The sequence below is a fragment of the Streptococcus mitis genome, from assembly GCF_946188685.1.
Lineage (GTDB): Bacteria > Bacillota > Bacilli > Lactobacillales > Streptococcaceae > Streptococcus > Streptococcus mitis_CC.
Genome location: NZ_CAMHWH010000002.1, coordinates 62,612 through 88,799 on the forward strand (window position 1 = coordinate 62,612; position 26,188 = coordinate 88,799).

General features: G+C 42.1%; 23 protein-coding genes. 21 read left to right on the plus strand and 2 right to left on the minus strand.

The features are described from left to right. Positions 1-32: 32 nt before the first annotated feature. From murB to alaS, 8 genes are all read left to right on the plus strand, one after another. Positions 33-938, plus strand: coding sequence for a UDP-N-acetylmuramate dehydrogenase (murB, locus tag N8N51_RS02090; protein WP_125454689.1), 906 nt, complete (start codon positions 33-35; stop codon positions 936-938). Positions 939-1,097: 159 nt separating this feature from the next. Beyond that, a complete protein-coding gene (locus N8N51_RS02095) occupies positions 1,098-2,255 on the plus strand; it encodes an ABC transporter ATP-binding protein (RefSeq protein ID WP_000742895.1) in 1,158 nt (385 codons plus the stop codon). Further along, positions 2,236-3,042, plus strand: a complete 807-nt coding sequence (locus N8N51_RS02100) for an ABC transporter permease (protein WP_000753801.1) — start codon at positions 2,236-2,238, stop codon at positions 3,040-3,042. Before N8N51_RS02095 ends, N8N51_RS02100 begins: the two co-directional genes overlap by 20 nt. Continuing rightward, a complete protein-coding gene (locus N8N51_RS02105) occupies positions 3,039-3,812 on the plus strand; it encodes an ABC transporter permease (protein WP_000712740.1) in 774 nt (257 codons plus the stop codon). The genes N8N51_RS02100 and N8N51_RS02105 overlap by 4 nt, the downstream gene beginning before the upstream one ends. Then, complete coding sequence (locus N8N51_RS02110) at positions 3,809-4,879, plus strand: ABC transporter substrate-binding protein (protein ID WP_045611279.1); 1,071 nt, start codon at positions 3,809-3,811, stop codon at positions 4,877-4,879. Before N8N51_RS02105 ends, N8N51_RS02110 begins: the two co-directional genes overlap by 4 nt. 151 nt (positions 4,880-5,030) lie before the next feature. Continuing rightward, positions 5,031-5,282, plus strand: a complete 252-nt coding sequence (locus tag N8N51_RS10455; RefSeq protein WP_033688503.1) for a hypothetical protein — start codon at positions 5,031-5,033, stop codon at positions 5,280-5,282. A gap of 273 nt (positions 5,283-5,555) precedes the next feature. Next, positions 5,556-6,041 carry an LURP-one-related/scramblase family protein gene (locus N8N51_RS02115; RefSeq protein ID WP_049488628.1) on the plus strand — a complete coding sequence of 162 codons (486 nt, stop codon included), beginning with the start codon at positions 5,556-5,558 and terminating at the stop codon, positions 6,039-6,041. A 20-nt stretch (positions 6,042-6,061) separates the two neighbouring features. After that, positions 6,062-8,680: an alanine--tRNA ligase gene (alaS, locus tag N8N51_RS02120; RefSeq protein WP_261033996.1), complete on the plus strand. Its 2,619-nt coding sequence runs from the start codon at positions 6,062-6,064 to the stop codon at positions 8,678-8,680. A 194-nt stretch (positions 8,681-8,874) separates the two neighbouring features. On the opposite strand, the gene N8N51_RS02125 is transcribed toward alaS, so the two are convergent. After that, positions 8,875-10,329, minus strand: a complete 1,455-nt coding sequence (locus N8N51_RS02125; RefSeq protein ID WP_261103472.1) for an alpha-amylase — start codon at positions 10,327-10,329, stop codon at positions 8,875-8,877. A 177-nt stretch (positions 10,330-10,506) separates the two neighbouring features. Between N8N51_RS02125 and N8N51_RS02130 the strand changes: the two genes are divergently transcribed. Then, on the plus strand, positions 10,507-11,256 hold the full coding sequence (locus tag N8N51_RS02130) for an ABC transporter ATP-binding protein (protein WP_261011849.1): 750 nt from the start codon (positions 10,507-10,509) through the stop codon (positions 11,254-11,256). Next, positions 11,237-12,874, plus strand: coding sequence for a hypothetical protein (locus N8N51_RS02135; protein WP_261011850.1), 1,638 nt, complete (start codon positions 11,237-11,239; stop codon positions 12,872-12,874). Before N8N51_RS02130 ends, N8N51_RS02135 begins: the two co-directional genes overlap by 20 nt. Before the next feature lie 555 nt (positions 12,875-13,429). Here the strand turns inward: N8N51_RS02135 and N8N51_RS02140 are convergent. Further along, a complete protein-coding gene (locus tag N8N51_RS02140; protein WP_261103473.1) occupies positions 13,430-15,580 on the minus strand; it encodes an LTA synthase family protein in 2,151 nt (716 codons plus the stop codon). Between the two features lie 116 nt (positions 15,581-15,696). On the opposite strand from N8N51_RS02140, the gene N8N51_RS02145 reads away from it, so the two are divergent. From N8N51_RS02145 to N8N51_RS02195, 11 genes are all read left to right on the plus strand, one after another. Beyond that, on the plus strand, positions 15,697-16,860 hold the full coding sequence (locus tag N8N51_RS02145; RefSeq protein WP_084950323.1) for a class I SAM-dependent rRNA methyltransferase: 1,164 nt from the start codon (positions 15,697-15,699) through the stop codon (positions 16,858-16,860). Next, positions 16,857-17,534 carry a type I 3-dehydroquinate dehydratase gene (aroD, locus tag N8N51_RS02150; protein ID WP_000767765.1) on the plus strand — a complete coding sequence of 226 codons (678 nt, stop codon included), beginning with the start codon at positions 16,857-16,859 and terminating at the stop codon, positions 17,532-17,534. Before N8N51_RS02145 ends, aroD begins: the two co-directional genes overlap by 4 nt. Then, a complete protein-coding gene (locus N8N51_RS02155; protein WP_020903193.1) occupies positions 17,524-18,378 on the plus strand; it encodes a shikimate dehydrogenase in 855 nt (284 codons plus the stop codon). Before aroD ends, N8N51_RS02155 begins: the two co-directional genes overlap by 11 nt. 18 nt (positions 18,379-18,396) lie before the next feature. Continuing rightward, on the plus strand, positions 18,397-19,464 hold the full coding sequence (aroB, locus tag N8N51_RS02160) for a 3-dehydroquinate synthase (RefSeq protein ID WP_261056747.1): 1,068 nt from the start codon (positions 18,397-18,399) through the stop codon (positions 19,462-19,464). A 9-nt stretch (positions 19,465-19,473) separates the two neighbouring features. Continuing rightward, on the plus strand, positions 19,474-20,640 hold the full coding sequence (aroC, locus tag N8N51_RS02165; RefSeq protein WP_023946354.1) for a chorismate synthase: 1,167 nt from the start codon (positions 19,474-19,476) through the stop codon (positions 20,638-20,640). Positions 20,641-20,649: 9 nt separating this feature from the next. After that, positions 20,650-21,753 carry a prephenate dehydrogenase gene (locus tag N8N51_RS02170; RefSeq protein WP_261103474.1) on the plus strand — a complete coding sequence of 368 codons (1,104 nt, stop codon included), beginning with the start codon at positions 20,650-20,652 and terminating at the stop codon, positions 21,751-21,753. A 10-nt stretch (positions 21,754-21,763) separates the two neighbouring features. Then, positions 21,764-22,102 (plus strand): YlbF/YmcA family competence regulator, encoded by a 339-nt coding sequence (locus N8N51_RS02175; RefSeq protein WP_049542908.1) that lies wholly within the window; start codon positions 21,764-21,766, stop codon positions 22,100-22,102. 91 nt (positions 22,103-22,193) lie between these two features. Beyond that, positions 22,194-23,477 (plus strand): 3-phosphoshikimate 1-carboxyvinyltransferase, encoded by a 1,284-nt coding sequence (aroA, locus tag N8N51_RS02180; RefSeq protein WP_045611302.1) that lies wholly within the window; start codon positions 22,194-22,196, stop codon positions 23,475-23,477. Beyond that, positions 23,470-23,946 (plus strand): shikimate kinase, encoded by a 477-nt coding sequence (locus N8N51_RS02185; protein ID WP_223330284.1) that lies wholly within the window; start codon positions 23,470-23,472, stop codon positions 23,944-23,946. The genes aroA and N8N51_RS02185 overlap by 8 nt, the downstream gene beginning before the upstream one ends. Beyond that, positions 23,943-24,791, plus strand: a complete 849-nt coding sequence (gene pheA, locus N8N51_RS02190; RefSeq protein ID WP_223330283.1) for a prephenate dehydratase — start codon at positions 23,943-23,945, stop codon at positions 24,789-24,791. The genes N8N51_RS02185 and pheA overlap by 4 nt, the downstream gene beginning before the upstream one ends. Beyond that, entirely contained in the window at positions 24,788-26,098 is a 1,311-nt protein-coding gene (locus N8N51_RS02195; protein WP_125393024.1) for an LCP family protein, read from the plus strand. The genes pheA and N8N51_RS02195 overlap by 4 nt, the downstream gene beginning before the upstream one ends. The last annotated feature ends 90 nt before the right edge of the window (positions 26,099-26,188 follow it).

Genomic DNA, 26,188 nt, shown 5'->3' on the forward strand with positions numbered 1-26,188 from the left:
AATGGAATGAATTTTGTAAAAGGAAGAGTGTCATGTCAGTAAAAGAAAAAATGCTTGAAATCTTAGAAGGGATTGATATCCGTTTTAAAGAACCCTTGCATAGCTATAGTTATACAAAAGTAGGTGGAGAGGCTGACTATCTGGTCTTTCCACGAAATCGTTTTGAGTTGGCTCGCGTTGTCAAATTTGCCAATCAAGAAAATATCCCTTGGATGGTTCTTGGAAATGCCAGTAATATCATCGTTCGTGATGGTGGAATTCGTGGATTTGTCATCTTGTGTGACAAGCTCAATAATGTTTCTGTTGATGGCTATACTATTGAAGCAGAAGCTGGTGCTAACTTGATTGAAACAACTCGCATTGCCCTTCGTCATAGTTTGACTGGCTTTGAGTTTGCTTGTGGCATTCCAGGGAGCGTCGGTGGTGCTGTCTTTATGAATGCTGGTGCCTATGGTGGCGAGATTGCCCACATCTTGCAGTCTTGTAAGGTATTGACCAAGGATGGAGAAATCGAGACCCTGTCTGCCAAAGATTTGGCTTTTGGTTACCGCCAATCAGCCATTCAGGAGTCTGGTGCAGTTGTCTTGTCAGCTAAATTTGCCCTTGCTCCAGAAAGTCATCAGGTTATCAAGCAAGAAATGGATCGTTTGACGCATCTACGTGAACTCAAGCAACCTTTAGAATATCCATCTTGTGGTTCGGTCTTTAAGCGTCCAGTAGGGCATTTTGCAGGTCAATTAATTTCAGAAGCTGGCTTGAAAGGCTATCGTATCGGTGGCGTAGAAGTGTCAGAAAAACACGCAGGATTTATGATCAATGTTGCTGACGGAACGGCTAAAGACTACGAGGACTTGATTGAGTCTGTTATCGAAAAAGTCAAGGAACACTCTGGCGTTACTCTTGAGAGGGAAGTCCGTATTTTAGGAGAAAGCAAGTAGGAAGCTGTAGTTGAAAAGCTGCTGCTATGTCATGGAAAGGGGGTGAAAGCCTATCGTTAGTGCAGAAGAATGTAGGCAGTTCAATCTCCTACACGAGGTAGTGGCGGCCTGACAGAGCCCTGATCTGTTAATCTATGAAAAAGAAGGAATAAATGACAATTGAAAAAACCAATTATTGAATTCAAAAACGTCTCTAAAGTTTTTGAAGACAGCAACACCAAGGTTCTCAAAGACATCAACTTTGAGTTGGAGGAGGGGAAATTTTATACCCTTCTAGGCGCATCTGGTTCAGGGAAATCAACCATCCTAAACATCATTGCAGGGTTACTAGATGCGACGACAGGAGATATTTTACTGGACGGTGTCCGCATCAATGATATCCCAACCAACAAGCGAGACGTCCATACTGTCTTCCAATCCTATGCCTTGTTTCCACATATGAATGTGTTTGAAAATGTTGCCTTTCCGCTCCGCTTGCGTAAAATTGACAAGAAAGAAATCGAGAAACGCGTAGCGGAAGTTCTCAAGATGGTTCAGTTGGAAGGTTATGAAAAACGTTCCATCCGTAAACTTTCTGGAGGACAACGTCAGCGTGTGGCCATTGCCCGTGCCATCATCAACCAACCCCGTGTGGTCTTGTTGGACGAGCCTCTGTCAGCGCTGGACTTGAAATTAAGAACAGACATGCAGTACGAACTGCGTGAACTGCAACAACGATTGGGCATTACCTTTGTCTTTGTCACTCACGATCAGGAAGAAGCACTGGCCATGAGTGACTGGATTTTTGTCATGAATGATGGCGAGATTGTCCAGTCTGGAACACCAGTAGATATCTACGATGAGCCAATCAATCACTTTGTTGCCACCTTTATCGGCGAGTCAAACATCTTGCCAGGAACCATGATTGAGGACTACTTGGTTGAGTTTAACGGCAAACGCTTTGAAGCGGTCGATGGTGGGATGAAACCAAATGAGCCTGTTGAAGTCGTGATTCGTCCAGAGGACTTGCGGATTACCCTTCCTGAAGAAGGCAAACTCCAAGTTAAGGTAGATACCCAGCTCTTCCGTGGAGTTCACTATGAAATTATCGCCTATGACGAACTTGGAAATGAATGGATGATCCACTCAACTCGTAAGGCAATTGTGGGTGAGGAAATCGGTCTGGACTTTGAACCGGAAGACATTCATATCATGCGTCTCAACGAAACTGAAGAAGAGTTCGATGCTCGTATCGAAGAATACGTGGAAATCGAAGAGCAAGAAGCAGGTCTGATCAATGCAATCGAGGAGGAAAGAGATGAAGAAAACAAGCTCTAAACTCTTTGTAGTGCCCTACATGCTCTGGATTGCACTCTTTGTTCTGGCACCCTTGGTCTTGATTTTCGGTCAATCCTTTTTCAATATCGAAGGACAATTCAGTTTAGAAAACTATAAATCTTACTTTGCGTCACAAAACTTGACCTACCTCAAAATGAGTTTCAACTCAGTGCTTTATGCAGGGATTGTGACATTTGTGACCCTGCTTATCAGCTATCCAACAGCCCTATTTTTGACCCGTCTCAAGCACCGTCAACTCTGGCTCATGCTGATTATCCTGCCAACTTGGATCAATTTGCTCCTTAAGGCCTATGCATTTATTGGAATTTTTGGTCAGAATGGCTCTATTAACCAATTCTTGGAATTTATCGGAATCGGTTCACAGCAGTTGCTCTTTACCGATTTCTCCTTTATCTTTGTTGCAAGCTACATCGAGCTTCCCTTTATGATTTTGCCGATTTTCAATGTCTTGGACGATATGGATAATAATCTCATCAATGCCAGCTATGACCTCGGTGCGACCAAGTGGGAAACCTTCCGCCATGTCATCTTCCCTTTATCGATGAATGGTGTGCGAAGTGGAGTTCAGTCTGTCTTTATCCCCAGCTTGAGCCTCTTCATGCTGACCCGTTTGATTGGTGGGAACCGTGTTATTACGCTGGGAACGGCTATTGAACAGAATTTCCTAACCAATGACAACTACGGTATGGGTTCAACCATCGGTGTAATTCTCATCTTGACCATGTTCATCACTATGTGGGTGACCAAGGAAAGGAGAGAACGATGAAAAAATTTGCCAACCTTTATCTGGGACTGGTCTTTCTTGTCCTCTACCTGCCAATCTTTTATCTGATTGGCTATGCCTTTAACGCAGGCAATGACATGAATAGCTTTACAGGCTTTAGCTTGAGCCATTTTAAAACTATGTTTGGCGATGGTCGCCTTATGTTGATTGTGACTCAGACCTTTTTCTTGGCCTTCCTGTCAGCCTTGATTGCGACCATTATCGGGACTTTTGGTGCCATTTACATCTACCAGTCTCGTAAGAAATACCAAGAAGCCTTTCTTTCACTCAATAATATCCTCATGGTTGCGCCTGATGTTATGATTGGTGCCAGCTTCTTGATTCTTTTTACTCAACTCAAGTTTTCACTTGGCTTTTTGACCGTTCTATCTAGTCACGTGGCCTTCTCGATTCCTATCGTGGTCTTGATGGTCCTGCCTCGTCTCAAGGAAATGAACGGTGACATGATTCATGCGGCCTATGACCTTGGTGCCAGTCAATTTCAGATGTTCAAGGAAATCATGCTTCCTTACCTGACACCGTCTATAATTGCAGGTTATTTCATGGCCTTCACCTATTCGCTAGATGACTTTGCCGTGACATTCTTTGTGACGGGAAATGGCTTTTCAACCCTGTCAGTCGAGATTTACTCTCGTGCTCGCAAGGGGATTTCGCTAGAAATCAATGCCCTGTCTGCCCTCGTCTTTCTCTTTAGTATTATCCTAGTTGTTGGATATTACTTTATCTCACGTGAGAAGGAGGAGCAAGCATGAAAAAACTCTATTCATTTTTAGCAGGAATTGTAGCCATTATCCTAGTCTTATGGGGAATTGCTACGCATCTAGATAGTAAAATCAATAGTCGAGATAGTCAAAAACTGGTAATCTACAACTGGGGGGACTATATCGATCCAGAACTCTTGGAGCAATTTACAGAAGAAACAGGAATTCAAGTCCAGTATGAGACCTTTGATTCCAACGAAGCCATGTATACAAAGATCAAGCAGGGTGGAACGACCTACGATATTGCCGTTCCTAGTGAATACATGATTAACAAGATGAAGGACGAAGATCTCTTGGTTCCGCTTGATTATTCAAAACTTGAAGGTCTTGAAAATATCGGACCAGAGTTCCTCAACCAGTCCTTTGACCCAGGCAATAAATTCTCCATCCCTTACTTCTGGGGAACATTAGGAATTGTCTACAATGAAACCATGGTAGAGGAAGCGCCTGAACATTGGGATGACCTCTGGAAGCCAGAGTATAAGAACTCGATCATGCTTTTTGATGGGGCGCGTGAGGTGCTGGGACTAGGACTCAATTCGCTAGGCTACAGCCTCAACTCCAAGGATATCCAGCAGTTGGAAGAGACAGTGGACAAGCTTTACAAGCTCACTCCAAATATCAAGGCTATTGTGGCGGATGAGATGAAGGGATACATGATTCAGAACAATGCTGCAATCGGTGTGACCTTCTCTGGTGAAGCCAGCCAAATGCTAGAAAAAAACGAAAATCTACGCTATGTGGTACCAACTGAGGCCAGCAACCTTTGGTTTGACAATATGGTCATTCCCAAAACAGTCAAAAACCAAGATGCCGCCTATGCCTTTATCAACTTTATGTTGAAACCTGAAAATGCTCTCAAGAATGCAGAGTATGTCGGCTATTCAACACCAAACCTACCAGCCAAGGAATTACTCCCAGAGGAGAAAAAAGAAGATAAAGCCTTCTATCCAGATGCTGAAACCATGAAACACCTAGAAGTTTATGAGAAATTTGACCATAAATGGACAGGAAAATATAGCGACCTCTTCCTACAGTTTAAAATGTATCGGAAGTAGAGTTAGCAGTCACGAAACGAATCAGTCAAGCTGGTTCGTTTTTTAAAAAATAAAAGGCAATTTTCGTAACGGTATCTTTTTCTATGATAGTTGCTTATTTTCTTTCTCAGTAGTATACTAAGTTTAACCTTACAGAAAGCGGTAATAAATAATGAAAATATCTACTTTTTTCAAAAAATTTTATTGGCCAGCCTTTTTGACTGTTCAGCAAACTGTTATACTATTCTCTCTAAAGGATGGTTTGGATCGACAATACCTAACAACTGATTCCATACATTTGGTGATAGGGTTCTTTATATTTGTAAATATTTTCGAAGCTATCTTTAACAATTCAAAACTTTGGAATAAAAGTTGGGATAAAAAGAGTGATAGTAGTAAGAAAAAATATGTTCTGAAAAAGTAATCTGATATGTAGGAAATGGGTTATTAAATGGGTATCATTTCCAGTTGACGCAAGCTTAAAAAAACGATATAATAAGAAAGTTGAGAATTGATTTTCAGTTGTCTTAGTCCAGAGAAATGGCGGTGCTGCGAGCCATCTAAGCTAGGAAGTCATGCTACTCAATCATACAATTGCATAAGAATAAGAGAATGACAAGTTCATTGAATGAAGGTGGTACCGCGGTTTTTCGCCCTTCGTGATATGAACTTGTCTTTTGATTTTTTGGATGTGTTGATGAAAACATTTCTTGTCAAACAAAAGTTTCGTCTTGGAGGCGAGCGCTTTGCTATCAAGGATGACAGGGGAGAAATCGCCTATCAGGTAGAGGGATCATTTTTTAAAATTCCCAAAACCTTTACTATCTATGATGCATTTGGTAACCAAGTCAGTGAGATTAGTAAAGAGATTTGGACTCTACTTCCTCGTTTTGAGATTCAGCTTCAGGATGGATCGAGTTTTGTAATTCGTAAGAAGTTGACCTTCTGGCGAGATAAGTATGAGTTTGATAATCTGGGGCTTCGTATCGAGGGCAATATCTGGGATTTGAATTTCAAACTACTGGATGATCGTGATCAGTTGATTGCGGAAATCAGGAAAGAACTCTTTCATCTGACCTCTACCTATACCGTAACGGTTCTGGAGGACGCTTATGCAGATCTAGTCATTTCCCTCTGTGTCGCTATTGACTATGTGGAAATGCTGGAAAGTCAATCAAATTAAACAAGCAATAAGGAGACAATATGAAACAACTATCTAGTGCACAAGTACGCCAAATGTGGCTTGACTTCTGGGCGACTAAAGGTCACTCAGTAGAACCATCAGTGAGTTTGGTTCCTGTAAATGATCCAACTCTTTTGTGGATCAACTCTGGGGTAGCAACCCTTAAGAAATACTTTGATGGAACCATTATCCCTGAAAATCCACGTATTACTAATGCCCAAAAAGCGATTCGTACTAACGACATCGAAAACGTAGGGAAGACAGCACGTCACCATACCATGTTTGAAATGTTGGGGAATTTCTCTATTGGGGATTACTTCCGTGATGAGGCTATCACTTGGGCTTATGAGCTTTTGACAAGCCCTGAGTGGTTTGACTTCCCAGCTGAAAAACTGTACATGACCTACTATCCAGACGATAAAGATTCTTACAACCGTTGGATTGAAGTGGGAGTGGATCCAAGTCACTTGATTCCTATTGAGGACAACTTCTGGGAAATCGGTGCTGGGCCTTCTGGACCTGATACAGAGATTTTCTTTGACCGTGGAGAAGCTTTTGACCCAGAAAATATCGGTATTCGTCTCCTTGCAGAAGATATTGAAAACGACCGCTATATCGAAATCTGGAACATCGTTTTGTCACAATTTAACGCAGACCCTGCTCTTCCTCGTAGTGAATACAAGGAATTGCCACACAAGAACATTGATACGGGCGCTGGTTTGGAGCGTTTGGTAGCGGTTATCCAAGGTGCTAAGACCAACTTTGAAACGGACCTCTTCATGCCAATCATTCGTGAAGTGGAGAAATTGTCTGGTAAGGTTTATGACCAAGATGGCGATAACATGAGCTTTAAGGTTATCGCTGACCACATTCGTTCTTTGTCATTTGCCATCGGTGATGGTGCTCTTCCTGGAAATGAAGGACGTGGTTATGTCCTTCGCCGTCTTCTCCGTCGTGCTTCTATGCATGGTCAAAAATTGGGTATCAACGAGCCTTTCCTTTACAAACTCGTTCCAACTGTTGGTAAAATCATGGAAAGCTACTACCCAGAAGTACTTGAAAAACGTGACTTTATCGAAAAAATCGTTAAGAGCGAAGAAGAATCATTTGCTCGTACCCTTCACTCTGGTCAACACTTTGCCCAAGGCATCGTAGCTGACTTGAAAGAAAAAGGTCAATCTGTCATTGCTGGTCAAGATGTCTTTAAACTCTATGACACTTATGGATTCCCCGTAGAGTTGACAGAAGAAATCGCTGAAGAAGCTGGTATGACTGTAGACCGTGAAGGTTTTGAAGCAGCCATGAAAGAACAGCAAGAACGCGCGCGTGCGTCAGCTGTCAAGGGTGGCTCAATGGGTATGCAAAATGAAACTCTACAAAACATCACTGTAGAAAGTGTCTTCAACTACAATGCTAGCCAATTATCTTCTAAATTGGTGGCTATCGTGGCTGACAATGCAGAAGTAGAAGCTGTATCAGAAGGAACTGCCTCTCTTATCTTTGCAGAAACGCCATTCTATGCTGAAATGGGTGGACAGGTCGCTGACCATGGACAAATCTTGGATGAATCTGGTTCAGTTGTAGCTAAGGTGACAAATGTTCAGAAAGCACCAAACGGACAAGCCCTTCATACAGTTGAAGTTCTTGCACCGCTTGCCTTGAACCAAGAATATACCTTGGCAATTGATACAAATCGTCGTCACCGTGTTATGAAAAACCACACTGCGACTCACTTGCTTCACGCTGCCCTTCATAATATCCTTGGGAATCATGCAACACAAGCAGGTTCTCTTAACGAAGTTGAATTCCTTCGCTTTGACTTTACTCACTTCCAAGCAGTAACTGCTGAAGAATTGCGTGCCATTGAACAGCAAGTCAACGAAAAAATCTGGGAAGCTCTTGAAGTGAAGACAGTTGAAACGGATATTGACACTGCTAAAGAAATGGGAGCTATGGCCCTCTTTGGTGAGAAATACGGAAAAGAAGTCCGTGTTGTTACTATCGGTGACTACTCTATCGAGCTTTGTGGTGGTACCCACGTTGGCAACACTTCTGAAATTGGTCTTTTCAAGATTGTCAAAGAAGAAGGGATCGGATCAGGAACTCGCCGTATTTTAGCAGTGACTGGTAAGGAAGCCTTTGAAGGCTACCGTGAACAAGAAGATGCTCTTAAAGCAGTCGCAGCAACCTTGAAAGCACCTCAACTTAAAGAAGTACCTCACAAGGTAGAAGGACTTCAAGAACAACTTCGTCAACTTCAAAAAGAAAATGCTGAGTTGAAAGAAAAAGCTGCAGCTGCAGCTGCAGGCGACATCTTCAAGGACGTTAAGGAAGTCAACGGTCACCGTTACATTGCTAGTCAAGTGTCTGTATCAGATGCCGGTGCCCTTCGTACCTTTGCAGATAACTGGAAACAAAAAGACTACTCTGATCTTCTTGTCCTAGTTGCTGCTATCGGTGACAAAGTCAATGTCCTTGTAGCAAGCAAGACAAAAGATCTTCATGCAGGAAACCTTGTCAAAGAATTGGCACCAATCGTCGATGGACGTGGTGGTGGTAAACCAGACATGGCCATGGCAGGAGGAAGCAACCAAGCTAAAATCCAAGAATTGTTGGATGCAGTAGCAGGTAAATTGTAATTAATACTCAATGAAAATCAAAGAGCAAACTAGGAAACTAGCCGCAGGCTGTACTTGAGTACGGCAAGGCGACGTTGACGTGGTTTGAAGAGATTTTCGAAGAGTATAAGTAAAGATCTATCCATTTGGGTAGATCTTTTTGCATACACAAAAAAGCCAAATCCGATTGGATCTGGCTTGATGCTTATAAGCTATTAGATAGTATTGGATGCCCAGACACTTACCGAAGCAGCTGAGACTGGAAATTGTCCATAACCTTCCTCATCAATTGTAACTTGACCTTGGTGGTTTTCAAGTAAATCTACAAAGGTTTGGTTAGCCCATTCTTGGCCGACAAACATTGACTTGCTGTTTTCTTGGTCATTTGAGATAAGAACTGCGATTGGGGATTGATGTTCAGCACCTGAACGTACCCAACCGATACAGTTAGCGTGGTCAAAGTAGTCTGTTTGTTCTCCATAGGCCAAATCTTTTCGGATGGCTAGGAGGCGGTCAAGGACTTCCTTGAAATCCTCTTGAGCATATTTGCCTGAAATCCCATAGTAGTCTCCGTAAAAGACACATGGAAGCCCATCTTGGCGTAATAGAATGAGAGCATAGGCTGCTGGTTTGAACCATTCTTCAACAGTAGACTCAAGAGCCTGACCACGTTGAGTATCGTGGTTGTCGACAAAGGTTACAGCCTTGTCAGGTTTGAGTTCAACCAAGCTATCTGTGAAAATACCACGAAGGTCATAGTTTGCGCCAGTTTGACTGGCTTCAAAGAGATTCTGGTGTAGACGAACATCGACAAGGTCAAAGCGTTCTTCCGTTTTTTCAAGGTAGTCTAGATTGGCTTCCTTGTCAGGGTTCCAAAATTCACCAAAAACATAGAAATCCTCACCGTATTTTTCCTTCATATCACGGATGAAATTGCGCATGAAGAAAGAGTCGATGTGCTTAACGGCATCCAAGCGGAAACCAGCTACACCAGTGGTTTCCATGAACCAGTCAGCCCAGTCATAGATATTTTGGATGACTTCAGGATGTTTAAAGTCTAGGTCGGCATACATGAGGTAGTCGTAGTTACCGTTTTCATTATCGACCAATTCCTCATTTGCCCAACCCTTGTTGTCTCCTTGAATCAGATAAATCCCGGACTTACGGCGTTTAGCATCGTAGTCTGTACCTGTGAAGTGGTACCAGTGCCAGTGGAAGTCATTGTAGGTATCTTGGCGACCATCGAAGGTAAAGCTAGTCCAGCCATTGATAGTGAAGGGTTCTCCAAGTTCAACTGTACGGTCTACAGGATCCACCTCAATAACCTGAAAGGCTTCCCTGTGATCAGCAGCAGCCTTGTGGTTGAGCACCACATCGGCCATAGGTTGAATTCCCTGCGCTTTAAGTGCTTGAATGGCTTGAAGATAGTCTTCTTTGAAACCATACTTGGTGCGGACAGTCCCTTTTTGGTTAAACTCGCCTAGGTCGAATAAGTCATAGACCCCATAGCCGACATCTTTTTCATTGGTCGCCTTAAAAGCTGGTGGCATCCAGACATGGCTGATACCGAGATCAGCTAGGTGTGGAGCATCTTCAGCCAGACGCGTCCAGTGCTGGCCGTCGTGGGGCAGATACCATTCAAAGTATTGCATGAGTGTTTGATTTTGCATGATGTTTCCTCTTACTTGTCAATCTTGTTCTTTATTCTATCATAAAGTATCGGTTAGCTCAAACGTTTGCGTAAAATAGAAGACATGTATTTCAACTATTTAAGATAAAGTGTTGATTTTTAAAATGAAAGTGCTATCATAATAGTAAAATACATAGATAAAGCTAGGAGTCAAACCATGATTGAATTTCAAAATGTTAGTAAGTTATATGGTGATAGAGAGGCCTTGAGCAATCTCAATTTGCAGATTGAAAATGGAGAGATTATGGGTCTGATTGGCCATAATGGTGCTGGAAAATCGACCACCATAAAGTCTCTAGTCAGTATCATTTCACCTAGCAGTGGTCGTATCTTGGTAGATGGTTTAGATTTATCGGAAAATCGCTTGGCTATTAAACGAAAGATTGGTTACGTTGCAGACTCGCCTGACTTATTTTTACGCTTAACAGCCAATGAGTTTTGGGAATTAATCGCCTCCTCTTATGATCTGACTAGCTCTGACTTGGAGACTAGTCTAGCTAGGCTATTGAGTGTTTTTGATTTTGCTGAAAATCGCTATCAGGTTATTGAAACTCTTTCTCACGGAATGCGTCAGAAAGTCTTTGTCATCGGAGCACTCTTGTCTGATCCCGATATTTGGGTCTTGGACGAACCCTTGACTGGTTTGGATCCCCAGGCTGCCTTTGATTTGAAGCAAATGATGAAGGAGCATGCGCAAAAAGGAAAGACAGTCTTGTTTTCAACCCATGTCCTAGAGGTAGCCGAGCAAGTCTGTGATCGGATTGCCATTTTGAAAAAGGGACATTTGATTTATTGTGGTAGCGTAGAGGACTTGAGAAAAGACCATCCAGACCAGTCTTTAGAAAGTATCTATCTTAGCCTTGCTGGTAGAAAAGAGGAGGTTTCAGATGCGTCTCAAGGTCATTAAAAAATTAGTTGATATCAATATCCTCTATTCATCTCAAGAAGCTAATCTGGCTAACCTACGAAAGAAGCAGGCTAAGAATCCTGGGAAAAAAGTAAATGTTTCCGCTAGAGTCCTAAGTTCTTACATTTTTTCCAGTCTCTTGATGCTTTTCATGTTTATAAATATAGCCTTTCGTTTTCCTTTTGAGGAAATACCAAGTTTTTTTAGTACCATGGTTGCTATTTTACTGGTGCTTGCCTTTTCAACTTCTTTCACTGCATTTTACAATGTCTTTTATGAGAGTAAGGACTTGGCATCGTATAGGCCCTATGCCTTTAAAGAATCAGAGATTATAATTGCTAAAGGACTGTCTGTTCTCTTGCCAGCTCTAGCTGGAATTGTACCAATCCTAGCTTATTTTCTAGTCCTCTATATTAGGCTAGCTCCTTCTCTTTGGCTGGGCTTGCCTTTGATGCTGCTGTCCTTGGCCTTATTATTTGTCTCTGTTACTTTAGTGATGGTAGTGGCAGTACATTTCTTGGCTCAGACTACGGTCTTCAGAAAGTATCAGTCTATTTTTTCGAATGTGATGATTGGGATAGGGGTTCTCATACCTTTAATATTTGTCCTCTTTCTACAGTCGACTTTTGGAAGTATTGTTGACAAAGTTAGAGACATTCCATTTCTCCTTTATCCTCTTCATATCTTTTATAAAATAGCAGTGGAGCCTTTTTCGACAGAAGCCATACTGGGTCTACTCGCTTGGATAGCTTTAACTGTTTTCTTGCTTTACCTGACCAAAAAGAAGGTTTTTCCTCATTTTTATGACGTGATTCTGCTTAACAGTGAGGAGAAGGTCAAGAAAGAACGTCGCAATAAGGAGAGAATTTCAACTACTAATAAAAAGGGCTTTTTCCGTATGGTTTTACGCTACCACCTCACCCTCTTGGGACAGGGAACTGGCGTGGTTACAGTGCTTTTTACAAGTGCTTTCCTTCCTTATCTCATGATGATTGGTCTGATTTCCAACATCCGAGATTCTCAGATAGTTCCAGACATTCATCCTCCATACTGGTTACCCTTGTTTTTTATAGCTCTCTTTATAGCAGTTGTCAATAACAATATCACCAGCCTGCATTCAATTGCCTTGTCCTTGGAGAGGGAAAATGTTGATTTTCTTAAGAGTTTACCCTTTGACTTTGCTCGTTATGTGAAAGTGAAATTTTGGATTATATTTGCTGTCCAGTCCTTTTTACCAGTTCTGACTTTGCTTGGTCTTTCTCTTTATTTAGGATTGCCAATACTTTCGATGATTTACCTTCTTGCGACATGGGTCCTTGCCAGTGTCATCCTTTCTTGCCACCATTACTTTAAGGACGTGAAAAATCTGTCAACCAATTGGAGTAACATTACGGACCTGGTGAACCGTTCAAATCGTATAGTAGCAATAGTTTTACTCTTAATTTATAGTGCAATCTTAATGGCCCTTGTAATAGGGAGCATATTCTTGGTTCGGTCTCTCTCCCCTATCCTTGCCATTAGCTTGGGAGTAGGAGCTCTTATCCTCCTGCTTGGTCTTGCTATTTTTAGCTATTATTATTACCTGTCACGCATATTGGCAGAGATAGAAAAAAGATGAGATAGTTGGTCGCTTGTTTGATAAATTCAATTCGACAAACGTTTTTATAGTTTGTTAGAATGTAGTTGTAAATGATTAAGATTGGTAATCAAAAAAATAGGGAGGAATGTTTTGAATAAGAAATATAACATAGTTCTATTTTTGTTGTTTATAGTTTATTTATTTGGATATTTTTCAATTTCAAAAACGTTAATTCCTATAATGTGTGTGATCCAAGTATTTTTGATAGAACATATATTTAGAGTTCGAAATAGGATTATGCAGATAGGTGAAATTATAATTATTGTTGCTTCTATAATATTATTTATTGATAGTATATTGAGTTTGTAACAAAAGGCTTTTCTATACAATCAAACTTTCCAGATACCTGCTGAAGCTGATTTATATCCTCATATTTCTTCTACTATCTTCGTCACTAAATTTGACAGACATATATTGCTGATACAACCTCTCTACCTACAATCTCGCAGTTAACCTGAGGCCAGTTTCCTCTTTGATTTTCGTTGAATTTTATTTGATAAAAAGAAATGCTCCTCCACGATGGAAGAGCATTTTTTATTGTGATTTTGATTCGGTTTCTGCCGACTCTGGATGGAGTTCTTGGTAACTTGGTGCCTTGAAAAGGTCAGTAGTGGTCTTACCTTGTCGTTGGCTAAAGAGACTGGTTGATTGACTACCTTTTTCCTGCTCAATCTTTTGCAGAATTGGTAAAGAATTGAGGTAAGAAATACTTTCTGTATCAACTTTTCCAAGATGATCTGCTTGGTAGAAACGGATCAAATCACCAGTTTGAATCTGGTCGCTGATTTTTAGCTGTTGGCTGGCTGCCTGCCGAACGATTTCTAGTTCAGTCTGAGCTTGTTCATCAAGATTACTGATTTCAAGACCACTTTCAGTATAGTAGGTTCGTCCGTCATAACTGGTGTATTTTGGTGTGACGAAGGAATTAGCAGTCCGAAAGGCAACGATTTCTTGATGATCTGGAGACAGAAGGTCTTGGCCGACTTGAAGGAAGGAATTGGACTCAATACCAAGGAGGTGTTCGAGAGTCGGTAAGATATCGATTTGCCCACCGTAGGTATTGATGATTTGTCCTTTTTCATAGCCAGGCATGACCACCATAAAAGGCACTCGTTGCAACATGGCATTGTCGTAATTCGACCAGTTTTCAGAAGTCTTTCCAATCAATGGCGCTAAGTCAGGATTGCGGGAGTTAGAAATTCCATAATGGTCTCCGTAGATGACGATGATGGATTTTTCATAGAGGCCACTTTCTTTGAGATAGTCAAAGAAGGCCTTGATAGCACTATCCAGATAGTTGGCTGTTTGGAAGTAGCCGTTGATTGTTTCATCTTTGGTTTTAGCCAGTGGGAAACCAAGCTCATCGCCTGTTAGATTGCTAGCATAGGGATAGTGATTGGATACCGTGATATACTTAGCATAAAAAGGCTGTTGCAGGTGCTCTAGATATTGGATAGAATCTTTCATCATGATTTTATCATTTAAACCATATTGGAAAGAATTGCTACTGTCTTGCTTAGTAAAATAGGAAGCATCAAAGAAGCATTGGTAACCCCATTGTTTATAGGTCGTATTTCGGTTCCAGAAGGTCCCAATGTTACCATGAAAGACTGCACTTGATTGGTAGCCATTTTTTGATAGGATAAAAGGCGCAGCCTGCTGGGTATTGGTACCTCCATAGTTGACCATAAAGGAACCTTGGTCAAGTCCAAACAAACCGGTCTCTAGCATGGTTTCCGCATCTGAGGTTTTACCAGCCTTGACTTGGTTAAAGATATTCGAAAAGGCTAGGGTTGATTGCGAATGGTAGAGTGAATTTAGGAAGGGAGTGACTTCATGATCAGTTCCATCTATGCTGAGTTTATAGTCAAGCAGGAATTGCTGGAAACTCTCCAAGTGTAGATAAATCACATTTTTCCCTTTGGAAATGCCAAAATAGTCTGGATTGGGCTTAGCAGAATGCTCTTGAATATAGTCTGTAATAGGTTGAAGATCAGTCTCAGAGGCCTTGGCACGTTCTTTGTTGGTACTGTAGGATTGGTTGGCACTATAGCCTAAAAAGGCTGGCAAACTAAGGGCACGAACAATATAATAATTAGAAAATCCTCGCGATAGGAGATCGGGACGTTCGATTTCAGCCAAGAAAAGATTAGCAGAAAAGAGCAGGGCCGAGAGAGCAGTGATAGCAACACTGGAGCGGAATTTGAAAGGTCTCCTATCCAGCTGGATGAGCTTCTTATAGAGAAGATAAGCCAGCAATGGGAAATCCATAAAATAGATGAAATCCCAAAAGCGCAGTAACTCTAGTTCCGCAGTACCAACAGATACCTTGCTGACCACCTTCATGGTATTGGCCGTGATAAAGTCACTAAATTCTCGATAGTAAAAAATATTAGAATAAAGCCAAATGAACAAAAGGCTATAAATAGCTATACTCAGGCCATAAAAGATCTTGGTTGACCGAGCATAGAGGGCTAGAGCCAGCAGGAGGAGTCCCAAAGGAATGGGATTGAAAAAGGCGATAAAGGCAAGGTAATTTCCCTGCAATTTGCCTACTTGAATATCTAAATTGAAGTCAACGGTATAGGCTAATAAGGTTTTGAGCCAATAGAGGATTAAAAGGGTTAGGACAAAACCCAGTCTGGTACCGATGGCTTTTTGGATTTTGTTAAAATTGATTCTCACACAATTACTTCCTAAGTTTTTATTAGTATTAGTATACCATTTTTTAAAACTAGAGTAAAAAAGCAAGGGTAGTTTCTTTTTTGAGAATTGTCACAAAATTTGCTATAATAGTGACTATGAATAAAATAAGAGTCAGCAAAAGGGTTGAAAAAAAGCTTTCAAAGGGACTAGTTTTACTAGAAGCCAGTGATCTTGCAGATGTTCATCTCAAGGATCAGGAAGTAGAAGTTCATAGTCAAGATGGAAACTTTCTTGGTACTGCCTACCTTTCTCAGCAAAACAAGGGCTTGGGCTGGTTTGTTAGCACAGACAAGGTGACCTTCAATCAAGCTTTCTTTGAAGCACTGTTTAGACAAGCTAAAGAAAAGAGAAAAGCCTACTATCAAGACGAATTGACAACTGCCTTTCGTCTCTTCAACCAAGAGGGAGATGGCTTTGGTGGTATGACAGTGGACCTTTATGGCGACTATGCTGTCTTTTCTTGGTATAACTCTTATGTTTATCAGATTCGCAAGGTTATCTCAGAAGCTTTTAGACAGGTTTTTCCTGAGGTGTTAGGGGCCTATGAGAAGATACGCTTTAAGGGTTTGGACTATGAATCTGCCCATGTTTATGGTCAAGAAGCACCTGACTTTTTCACTGTTCTGGAAAATGGTGTTCTGTATCAAGTCTTTATGAACGATGGCTTGATGACAGGGATTTTCCTAGATCAGCATGAAGTTCGCGGTAGTTTAGTGGATGGGTTGGCTATGGGTAAATCCTTGCTCAATATGTTTTCCTACACAGCAGCCTTTTCAGTAGCTGCGGCCATGGGAGGAGCAAGCCAGACTACTTCGGTTGACCTAGCTAAACGTTCACGAGAATTGTCTCAAGCGCATTTTCAGGCAAATGCAATCAGCACAGACGACCATCGTTTTATAGTCATGGATGTCTTTGAGTATTTCAAGTATGCCAAGCGAAAAGGCTTGACCTATGATGTGATTGTCCTAGATCCGCCTAGCTTTGCTCGGAACAAAAAACAAACATTTTCTGTGGCTAAGGATTATCACAAGTTGATATCCCAGAGTCTTGAGATTTTAAATCCGGAAGGGATTATCATTGCCAGTACCAATGCTGCCAATGTTTCCCGCCAGAAATTTATAGAACAAATTGATAAAGGCTTTGCAGGAAGAAGTTACCAGATTTTAAACAAATACGGTCTTCCAGCAGATTTCGCCTATAATAAAAAAGATGAAAGTAGTAATTACCTCAAGGTGATTAGTATGAAGGTTAGTAAATGAAATTAATCGTTTCAGTAATGCCAAGAAGTTTAGAGGAGGCCCAGGCTCTGGATGCCACGAGGTACCTGGATGCCGACATCATTGAATGGCGTGCCGACTATCTGCCTAAGGAAGCGATTTTGCAGGTGGCTCCAGCGATTTTTGAAAAATTCGCAGGTCGTGAGTTGGTTTTCACGCTACGAACTCGCTCTGAGGGGGGAGAAATCGACCTTTCTCCAGAAGAATATATCCATCTAATCAAGGAAGTGGCGCAACTCTATCAACCAGACTATATTGATTTTGAGTACTACAGCTACAAGGATGTTTTTGAGGAAATGCTGGACTTCCCAAATCTTGTTTTGAGTTACCACAATTTCCAAGAAACACCTGAAAATATGATGGAAATCTTGTCAGAGTTGACGAGCTTAAATCCAAAACTTGTCAAGGTTGCAGTGATGGCTCACACAGAGCAGGATGTCTTAGACTTGATGAACTATACACGAGGCTTTAAAACCCTCAATCCTGAACAGGAGTATGTGACCATTTCTATGGGCAAGGTGGGCAAAGTTTCTCGTATCACTGCGGATGTGACTGGTTCTAGCTGGTCCTTTGCTAGTTTAGATGAGGCCAGTGCCCCAGGTCAGATTTCTCTAGCTAACATGAAAAAAATTCGGGAGATTTTGGATGAAGCTTGATGGCTATACACGTTTAGCTGCCGTTGTTGCCAATCCTATTAAGCACTCTATTTCCCCCTTTATTCACAATAGGGCCTTTGAGGCGACAGCTACCAACGGTGCTTATGTGGCTTGGGAGATTGAAGCGGGTGATTTGTCAGAAACAGTGGCTAATATTCGTCGCTACCAGATGTTTGGCATCAATCTCTCCATGCCTTACAAGGAGCAGGTGATTCCTTATTTGGATGAGCTGAGCGATGAAGCGCGCTTGATTGGTGCGGTTAATACGGTTGTCAATGAGAATGGCAATTTAATTGGATATAATACAGATGGCAAGGGATTTTTTAAGAGCTTGCCTTCTTTTACAATTTCAGGTAAGAAGATGACCTTGCTGGGTGCTGGTGGTGCGGCCAAGTCCATTTTGGGGCAAGCTATTTTGGATGGCGTCAGTCAGATTTCGGTCTTTGTTCGTTCAGTTTCTATGGAAAAAACAAGACCTTACCTGACCAAGTTACAGGAACAGACAGGCTTTAAAGTGGACTTGTATGCTTTAGAAGATGTTCCTGAACTGCAAGCAAGGATTGCTGAGTCGGATTTACTGGTCAATGCGACAAGTGTAGGGATGGATGGTCAATCATCTCCAGTTCCTGAAAACATTGTCCTATCAGAAACTCTCCTAGTAGCAGATATTATTTACCAACCCTTTGAAACACCATTTTTGAAATGGGCCAGAAGTCAGGGAAATCAAGCAGTCAATGGTCTGGGAATGTTGCTTTATCAAGCTGCAGAAGCTTTTCAACTGTGGACAGGAAAGGAAATGCCGACAGAAGAGATTTGGCAGTCCTTAACAGAAAAATACCAATAAAGAAAGGGAGATTCTCCTATGAAAATCAGAATCGATATTCCTCATCATCCTTATGATATTCAGATTGAAAAAGGCTGTCTGGCTCAGGCTGGTCAATGGTTGCGAGAACTATGGCAACCACAAAAAGTGGTCATTGTAACAGACAACCATGTAGCTTCTCTTTATGCAGAGAAGGTCAAGCTCAGCCTAGAAGATGCTGGTTTTCAGGTAGCGGTATTTGACTTTTTGGAAGGGGAAGAAAGAAAGAATTTAACTACTGTTCAGAAAGTCTATGAATTTCTTGTTAAGCAGGGGCTGACTCGTAGCGATGGAATCGTGGCTCTCGGAGGTGGTGTCGTTGGAGACTTGGCTGGTTTCGTAGCCTCTACCTATATGCGGGGTATTCACTTTGTTCAGATTCCGACTAGTTTGACAGCCCAGGTTGATTCTTCTATCGGCGGAAAGACAGGTGTTAATACTCCATTTGCTAAAAATATGGTGGGGACCTTTGCCCAACCAGATGGGGTTTTGATTGATCCACTTGTTCTTGAAACTCTCGGAAAAAGAGAATTGATTGAAGGAATGGGTGAGGTTATCAAGTACGGCTTGATTGAGGATCCAGCACTTTGGGCTCTCTTGACGGAGCTAGATGGTTCTGTAGAGAGCATTCTGGAACATGCAGAGACTTTAATTGAACATTCTTGCCAGGTTAAGCGTAAGATGGTAGTTGAGGATGAGTTGGACAATGGTGTTCGCCTTTACCTCAATTTTGGCCATACTATTGGTCATGCTATTGAAGCAACGGCCGGTTATGGCAAGGTCATGCATGGAGAAGCTGTAGCCATGGGCATGGTTCAGATTTCCAAGGTAGCTGAGGAAAAAGGCCTTATGCCAGCTGGTATTACCCAATCTATCACAGAGATGTGCCAGAAGTTTGGTTTGCCTGTTGACTATGAAAACTGGGATGTAGATAAGCTTTATCAAGCTTTGACTCATGACAAGAAAGCGCGTGGCAATACCTTGAAATTGGTCTTGGTACCAGAGCTTGGTTCAGCGACTATTCACCCAGTTTCTCTGGAAGAGATGAAAGACTACTTGGTAAAATAAGGAGAGTGTATGAGATATTTAACAGCAGGAGAATCACACGGTCCTCGTCTGACGGCTATCATTGAGGGAATTCCAGCTGGACTTCCCTTGACAGCAGAGGACATCAATGAGGATTTGAAACGTCGTCAGGGTGGATATGGCCGCGGTGGTCGTATGAAGATTGAGAGTGACCAAGTTGTCTTTACTTCGGGTGTTCGCCATGGGAAGACTACTGGGGCTCCCATTACTATGGATGTCGTCAATAAGGACCATCAGAAATGGCTGGATATCATGTCTGCGGAGGACATTGAAGACCGCCTTAAAAGCAAACGGAAAATCACCCATCCACGTCCAGGTCATGCCGACTTGGTTGGGGGCATCAAGTACCGTTTTGATGATTTGCGTAATTCCTTGGAGCGCTCATCTGCTCGTGAAACAACTATGCGGGTGGCAGTTGGCGCAGTAGCCAAACGCCTCTTGACTGAGCTGAATATGGAGATTGCCAACCATGTTGTAGTATTCGGTGGCAAGGAAATCGATGTTCCTGAAAATCTAACAGTCGCTGAGATTAAGGAACGAGTTGCCCAGTCCGAAGTTTCTATTGTTAACCAAGAAAGGGAACAGGAAATCAAGGACTATATTGACCAAATCAAGCGTGATGGAGATACTATCGGTGGGGTTGTCGAGACAGTTGTCGGAGGTGTTCCAGTTGGTCTTGGTTCCTATGTCCAATGGGACAGAAAATTGGATGCCAGACTTGCCCAAGCAGTTGTCTCTATCAATGCCTTTAAAGGGGTTGAATTTGGTCTTGGCTTTGAAGCTGGTTACCGCAAAGGTAGCCAAGTTATGGATGAGATTCTCTGGTCTAAAGAAGACGGCTATATTCGCCGTACTAACAATCTTGGCGGCTTTGAAGGTGGTATGACCAACGGGCAACCGATCGTTGTTCGTGGAGTTATGAAACCTATTCCTACTCTTTATAAGCCTCTTATGAGTGTGGATATCGAAACCCATGAACCCTATAAGGCAACTGTTGAGAGAAGTGATCCGACCGCTCTTCCAGCTGCAGGAGTGGTCATGGAAGCTGTTGTGGCAACGGTTCTGGCGCAAGAAATCCTTGAAAAATTCTCATCAGATAATCTCGAGGAACTAAAAGAAGCGGTAGCCCAACACCGAGACTATACAAAGAACTATTAAGGAGTTCCTATGGCAAAAATAGTCTATATCGCAGGTCTTGGTTTGATCGGTGCCTCGATGGCACTTGGTATCAAACGCGATCATCCAGATTATGAAATTTTAGGTTATAATCGCAGTCAAGCTTCGAGAGATATCGCCTTGAAAGAAGGCATGATTGACCGTGCAACGGATGATTTTGCTAGTTTTGCTCCTCTTGCGGATATCATTATTCTTAGCTTGCCAATCAAACAAACCATTGCTTTCATTAAGGAATTGGCCAACTTGGACTTGAAAGAAGGCGTGATTATCTCAGATGCTGGTTCGACCAAGTCAGCTATTGTAGATGTAGCGGAGCAGTATTTGGTTGGCAAGGCTATTCGCTTCGTCGGAGCCCATCCCATGGCTGGTAGTCACAAGACAGGGGCCGCCTCTGCGGATGTTAATCTCTTTGAAAATGCCTATTATATCTTTACACCTTCAAGCCTGACAAGTCATGACACGCTTGAGGAAATGAAGGCTCTGCTTTCAGGTCTTCATGCTCGCTTTATCGAAATTGATGCCAAGGAGCATGATCGGGTGACTTCTCAGATTAGCCATTTTCCACATATTCTGGCTTCTAGTCTCATGGAACAGACCGCGGTCTATGCTCAAGAACATGAGATGGCAAGGCGCTTTGCGGCAGGTGGTTTTCGAGATATGACTCGGATTGCGGAAAGCGAGCCAGGGATGTGGACCTCCATTCTCTTGTCCAATCGTGAGACTATCCTAGAGCGGATTGAGGATTTTAAGGAACGTTTGAATGAGGTTAGTCAGGCTATCAGCAAGGGAGATGAGGAGCAAATCTGGAATTTTTTCAATCAAGCGCGTGAGCAACGTCAGACCATGGAAATTCATAAGCGTGGCGGTGTGGATAGCTCTTATGACCTCTATGTCGATGTTCCCGATGAAGAAGATGTCATCCTGAGGATTTTGGAACTGTTACGTGGAACTTCCTTGGTTAATATTCACATCAATGAGGAAAACCGTGAGGATATTCACGGGATTCTACAAATTTCATTTAAAAATGCTCAAGACTTGGAAAGAGCTGAGCATCTCATAACAGAAAATACCGACTACACAGTCGTCATCAAGTAAGGAGAAAATTATGTCAAATATTTACGATAGTGCAAACGAACTCAGTCGCGGTCTACGCGAATTACCAGAATACAAGGCTGTCAAAGCAGCTAAAGATGCTATTTCAGCAGATGCTGAGGCAAGCAAAATTTTTACAGAATATGTTGCCTTCCAAGACGAAATTCAAAGACTGGCACAGACAGGTCAAATGCCAGACGCTTCCTTTCAAGCGAAAATGGAAGGCTTTGGTAAGCAGATTCAAGGGAATAGCCTCTTATCAGAATTTTTTACTAAGCAACAACAATTGGCAATTTACCTTTCTGACATTGAAAAAATTGTTTTCGAACCAGTTTCAGAATTGCTAAAATAAGAAAATAACTATCATAAAGTCAGGAATTTTTAAGGAATTTCTGGCTTTTTATGATAAAATAGGTAAAAGTATTGCAAGTATGAGGTCCAGTATGAAACTAAAAACAAACATTAGCCACTTACACGGCAGTATCCGAGTTCCAGGTGACAAGTCTATTAGCCATCGGTCCATTATCTTTGGAAGTTTGGCTGAGGGTGAGACCAAGGTTTATGATATATTACGTGGCGAAGACGTCCTTTCGACCATGCAAGTCTTTCGTGACCTTGGTGTTGAGATTGAGGATAAAGATGGGGTTATTACCATTCAAGGTGTAGGTATGGATGGCTTAAAAGCTCCACAAAATGCCCTTGATATGGGAAATTCTGGAACCTCGATTCGCCTGATTTCAGGTGTCCTTGCTGGTGCAGACTTTGAAGTAGAGATGTTCGGAGACGACAGTCTATCCAAACGTCCTATGGACCGTGTGACCCTTCCCTTGAAAAAAATTGGCGTTAGTATTTCAGGGCAAACTGAGCGAGACCTGCCTCCCCTTCATTTAAAAGGGACGAAAAACCTAAAACCTATTCATTATGAGTTGCCAATTGCTTCTGCCCAAGTCAAGTCAGCCTTGATGTTTGCGGCCTTGCAGGCTCAGGGGGAGTCTGTAATTATCGAAAAAGAGTGCACTCGTAATCATACTGAAGATATGCTGCAACAATTTGGTGGTCATTTAAGTGTGGATGGCAAGAAAATCACAGTCCAAGGGCCTCAAAAACTGACTGGACAAAAGGTGGTTGTTCCAGGAGATATTTCCAGTGCAGCCTTTTGGCTAGTCGCAGGTTTGATTGTTCCAAATTCTCGTGTAGTGCTTAAGAATGTAGGTATTAACGAAACGCGTACAGGAATTATCGATGTCATTCGTGCCATGGGTGGAAAACTAGAAATAACTGAAATTGACCCAGTCGCTAAATCTGCTACCTTAACTGTTGAGTCTTCAGACCTCAAAGGAACAGAGATTGGTGGTGCTTTGATTCCACGCTTGATTGATGAATTGCCAATTATTGCCCTGCTGGCGACCCAAGCCCAAGGTGTCACAGTTATCAAGGATGCTGAGGAACTTAAGGTCAAGGAAACAGACCGCATTCAGGTTGTGGCAGACGCCTTAAATAGCATGGGATCAGATATTATTCCTACAGCTGATGGAATGATTATCAAAGGGAAATCAGCCCTTCACGGTGCTAGAGTCAATACGTTTGGTGACCACCGTATCGGTATGATGACAGCTATCGCGGCCCTCTTGGTTGCTGATGGAGAGGTGGAGCTTGACCGTGCTGAAGCTATCAATACCAGCTATCCTAGCTTCTTTGATGATTTGGAGAGCTTGATTCATGGCTAAGGTGTTATTAGGCTTTATGGGGGCTGGAAAATCGACTATTGCAAGAGGATTGGATCCAGATTATCTCGATATGGATGCTCTGATAGAGAAGCGCTTAGGCATGTCTATTTCGGAATTTTTCTCGGAAATGGGAGAAGAGGCCTTTCGACAGGTAGAGTCAGAAGTATTAGCTGAGTTACTACAAAGAGATCAAGTTGTGTCAACTGGTGGAGGAGTGGTTATTTCTCAGAGAAATCGCAACTTACTCAAGACCAATTCTGATAATATCTACCTGAAAGCCGATTTTGAAACTCTCTACCACCGTATCGCAGCTGATAAGGACAATCAGCGTCCGCTTTTTCTAAATAATAGCAAGGAAGAACTAGCAGCTATTTTCCAAGAACGACAGGCTTGGTATGAGGAAGTGGCTAGTCGGATTTTGGATGTGACCAGGTTAAGCCCAGAGGAAATTATAGAGGAACTGAGATGAAAATTGCTTATCTAGGTCCCAAGGGATCATTTTCACACCATGTTGTGCAGACAGCTTTTCCTCATGAGGAATTGCAGGCCTTTGCCAATATTACAGATGTCATTAAGGCCTATGAGCAAGGCTTGGTGGACTATTCTGTGGTACCAGTTGAAAATTCTATCGAGGGTAGTGTTCATGAAACCTTGGACTACCTTTTTCATCAGGCTCGCATTCAAGCAGTTGCAGAAATCGTTCAGCCTATTCATCAGCAGTTGATGGTGGTTCCAGGTCACACTAAGATTGAAAAGATTTTTTCTCATCCACAGGCTTTGGCTCAAGGAAAGAAATTCATCGATGAACAGTATCCAGATGCTCAAATTGAGGTGACTGCTAGTACAGCCTATGCGGCCCGCTTTATTTCCGAACATCCTGACCAGCCTTATGCAGCCATTGCACCTAGAAGTTCTGCTGAAGAATATGGCTTGGAACTGATTGCTGAAGATATTCAAGAAATGGAAGCTAATTTCACACGTTTCTGGGTTTTGGGAGCTGAAATGCCTTCTATTCCCTTGAAATCACAAACTGAAAAAATGAGTTTGGCCTTGACCTTACCGGACAACCTTCCAGGTGCACTTTATAAGGCCCTGTCGACCTTTGCTTGGAGAGGAATTGACCTGACAAAAATTGAAAGTCGGCCACTCAAGACAGCACTGGGAGAATACTTTTTCATTATTGATGTGGACTATACTGATAAGGGCCTAGTCCACTTTGCCCAAAAAGAATTAGAAGCGATTGGAATCCAGTATAAAGTACTGGGCGCCTATCCTATTTATCCAATATCAGACCATGGAAAGGAGAGAAGATGAGTAAAGAAAATCCCTTAAGCCACCACGAGCAGTTGCGTTATGACTATCTTTTTAAGAATATTCATTACCTCAATGAGCGAGAGAAAAAAGAGTTTGCTTACCTGCAAGGTAAGTTAAATATGGCTAGCAGTAGTAAAGCTTCTCCAGAAATTTATAATGAAAATCACGATATGGAAGAGTCTTTCATGGAACCAGTCAATCAGTCTCCTCTTCCATCCTATGGTAACCGTAGTCGTGCAAAAAAATATCAGAAAAGTCATCCTCTTCCAAAGGTTAAGTCCAAAAAACGTAAGATTCGTTGGGGGCGCATTTTTGCAGGATTGCTTGCCCTTCTAGCCTGTGTCGGTTTTGGCATGATTTTTATGTTCCTAAAAGGTTATTCAAATGCGGATCCAAACAAACCTGCCAATGCTAAGGCAGCTCAAGTAGAAGTTTTTCATGGTCAAGATACCAAGGATGGGGTCAATATTTTGATTATGGGAACGGATGGACGGATTGGCCAAAATAGTGCTGAGACGAGAACGGACTCTATTATGGTACTAAACGTTGGTGGCTCAGATAAGAAAATCAAGCTGGTCAGCTTCATGCGTGACAATTTGGTTTATATAGACGGATACAGTCAAGTCATTAATGGTAGAAAGCAGTCAGATAATAAGTTGAATGTGGCCTATGAACTAGGAGAACAAGAGGGGCAAAAAGGGGCAGAAATGGTTCGCCAAGTATTGAAAGATAATTTTGACTTGGACATTAAGTACTACGCCTTGGTAGACTTCCAGGCATTCGCAACTGCTATTGACACTTTATTTCCTGATGGTGTGACGATTGATGCCAAATTCTCAACCTTAGAAGGTCAACCTTTAACCGAAGCTACAGTCGGAGATGATTTACATGCTACGGAAACAGAGTCACCAACCCAGACTATTAAAGTTGGGAAACAGCAGATGAACGGTTCAACCTTGCTCAATTATGCACGTTTCCGTGATGACGATGAAGGTGATTATGGTCGTACCAAGAGACAACAGCAAGTATTGACAGCTGTTCTGCAACAACTCAAGGATCCAACCAAACTCTTTACTGGATCAGAAGCACTTGGTAAGGTCTTTGGGATGACCTCTACGAATGTTCCCTATAGTTTCTTATTGACCAATGGCTTATCCTTCCTAGATGGAGCGCAAAATGGTATTGAGAGATTAACAGTTCCAGAACTGGGTGATTGGGTCGATGCCTATGATGTCTATGGAGGACAGGCACTCTTAGTAGACCAAAATAAATATCAAACCAAGCTAGCTCAAATGGGAATGAGATAAGATAAGACAGAAAAATCAAAGTTTGAAGGCTATTTATCCAGCAGTCAGGCTTTGATTTTTTACAGTCTGCAATAGATTTTCACCCCCTAT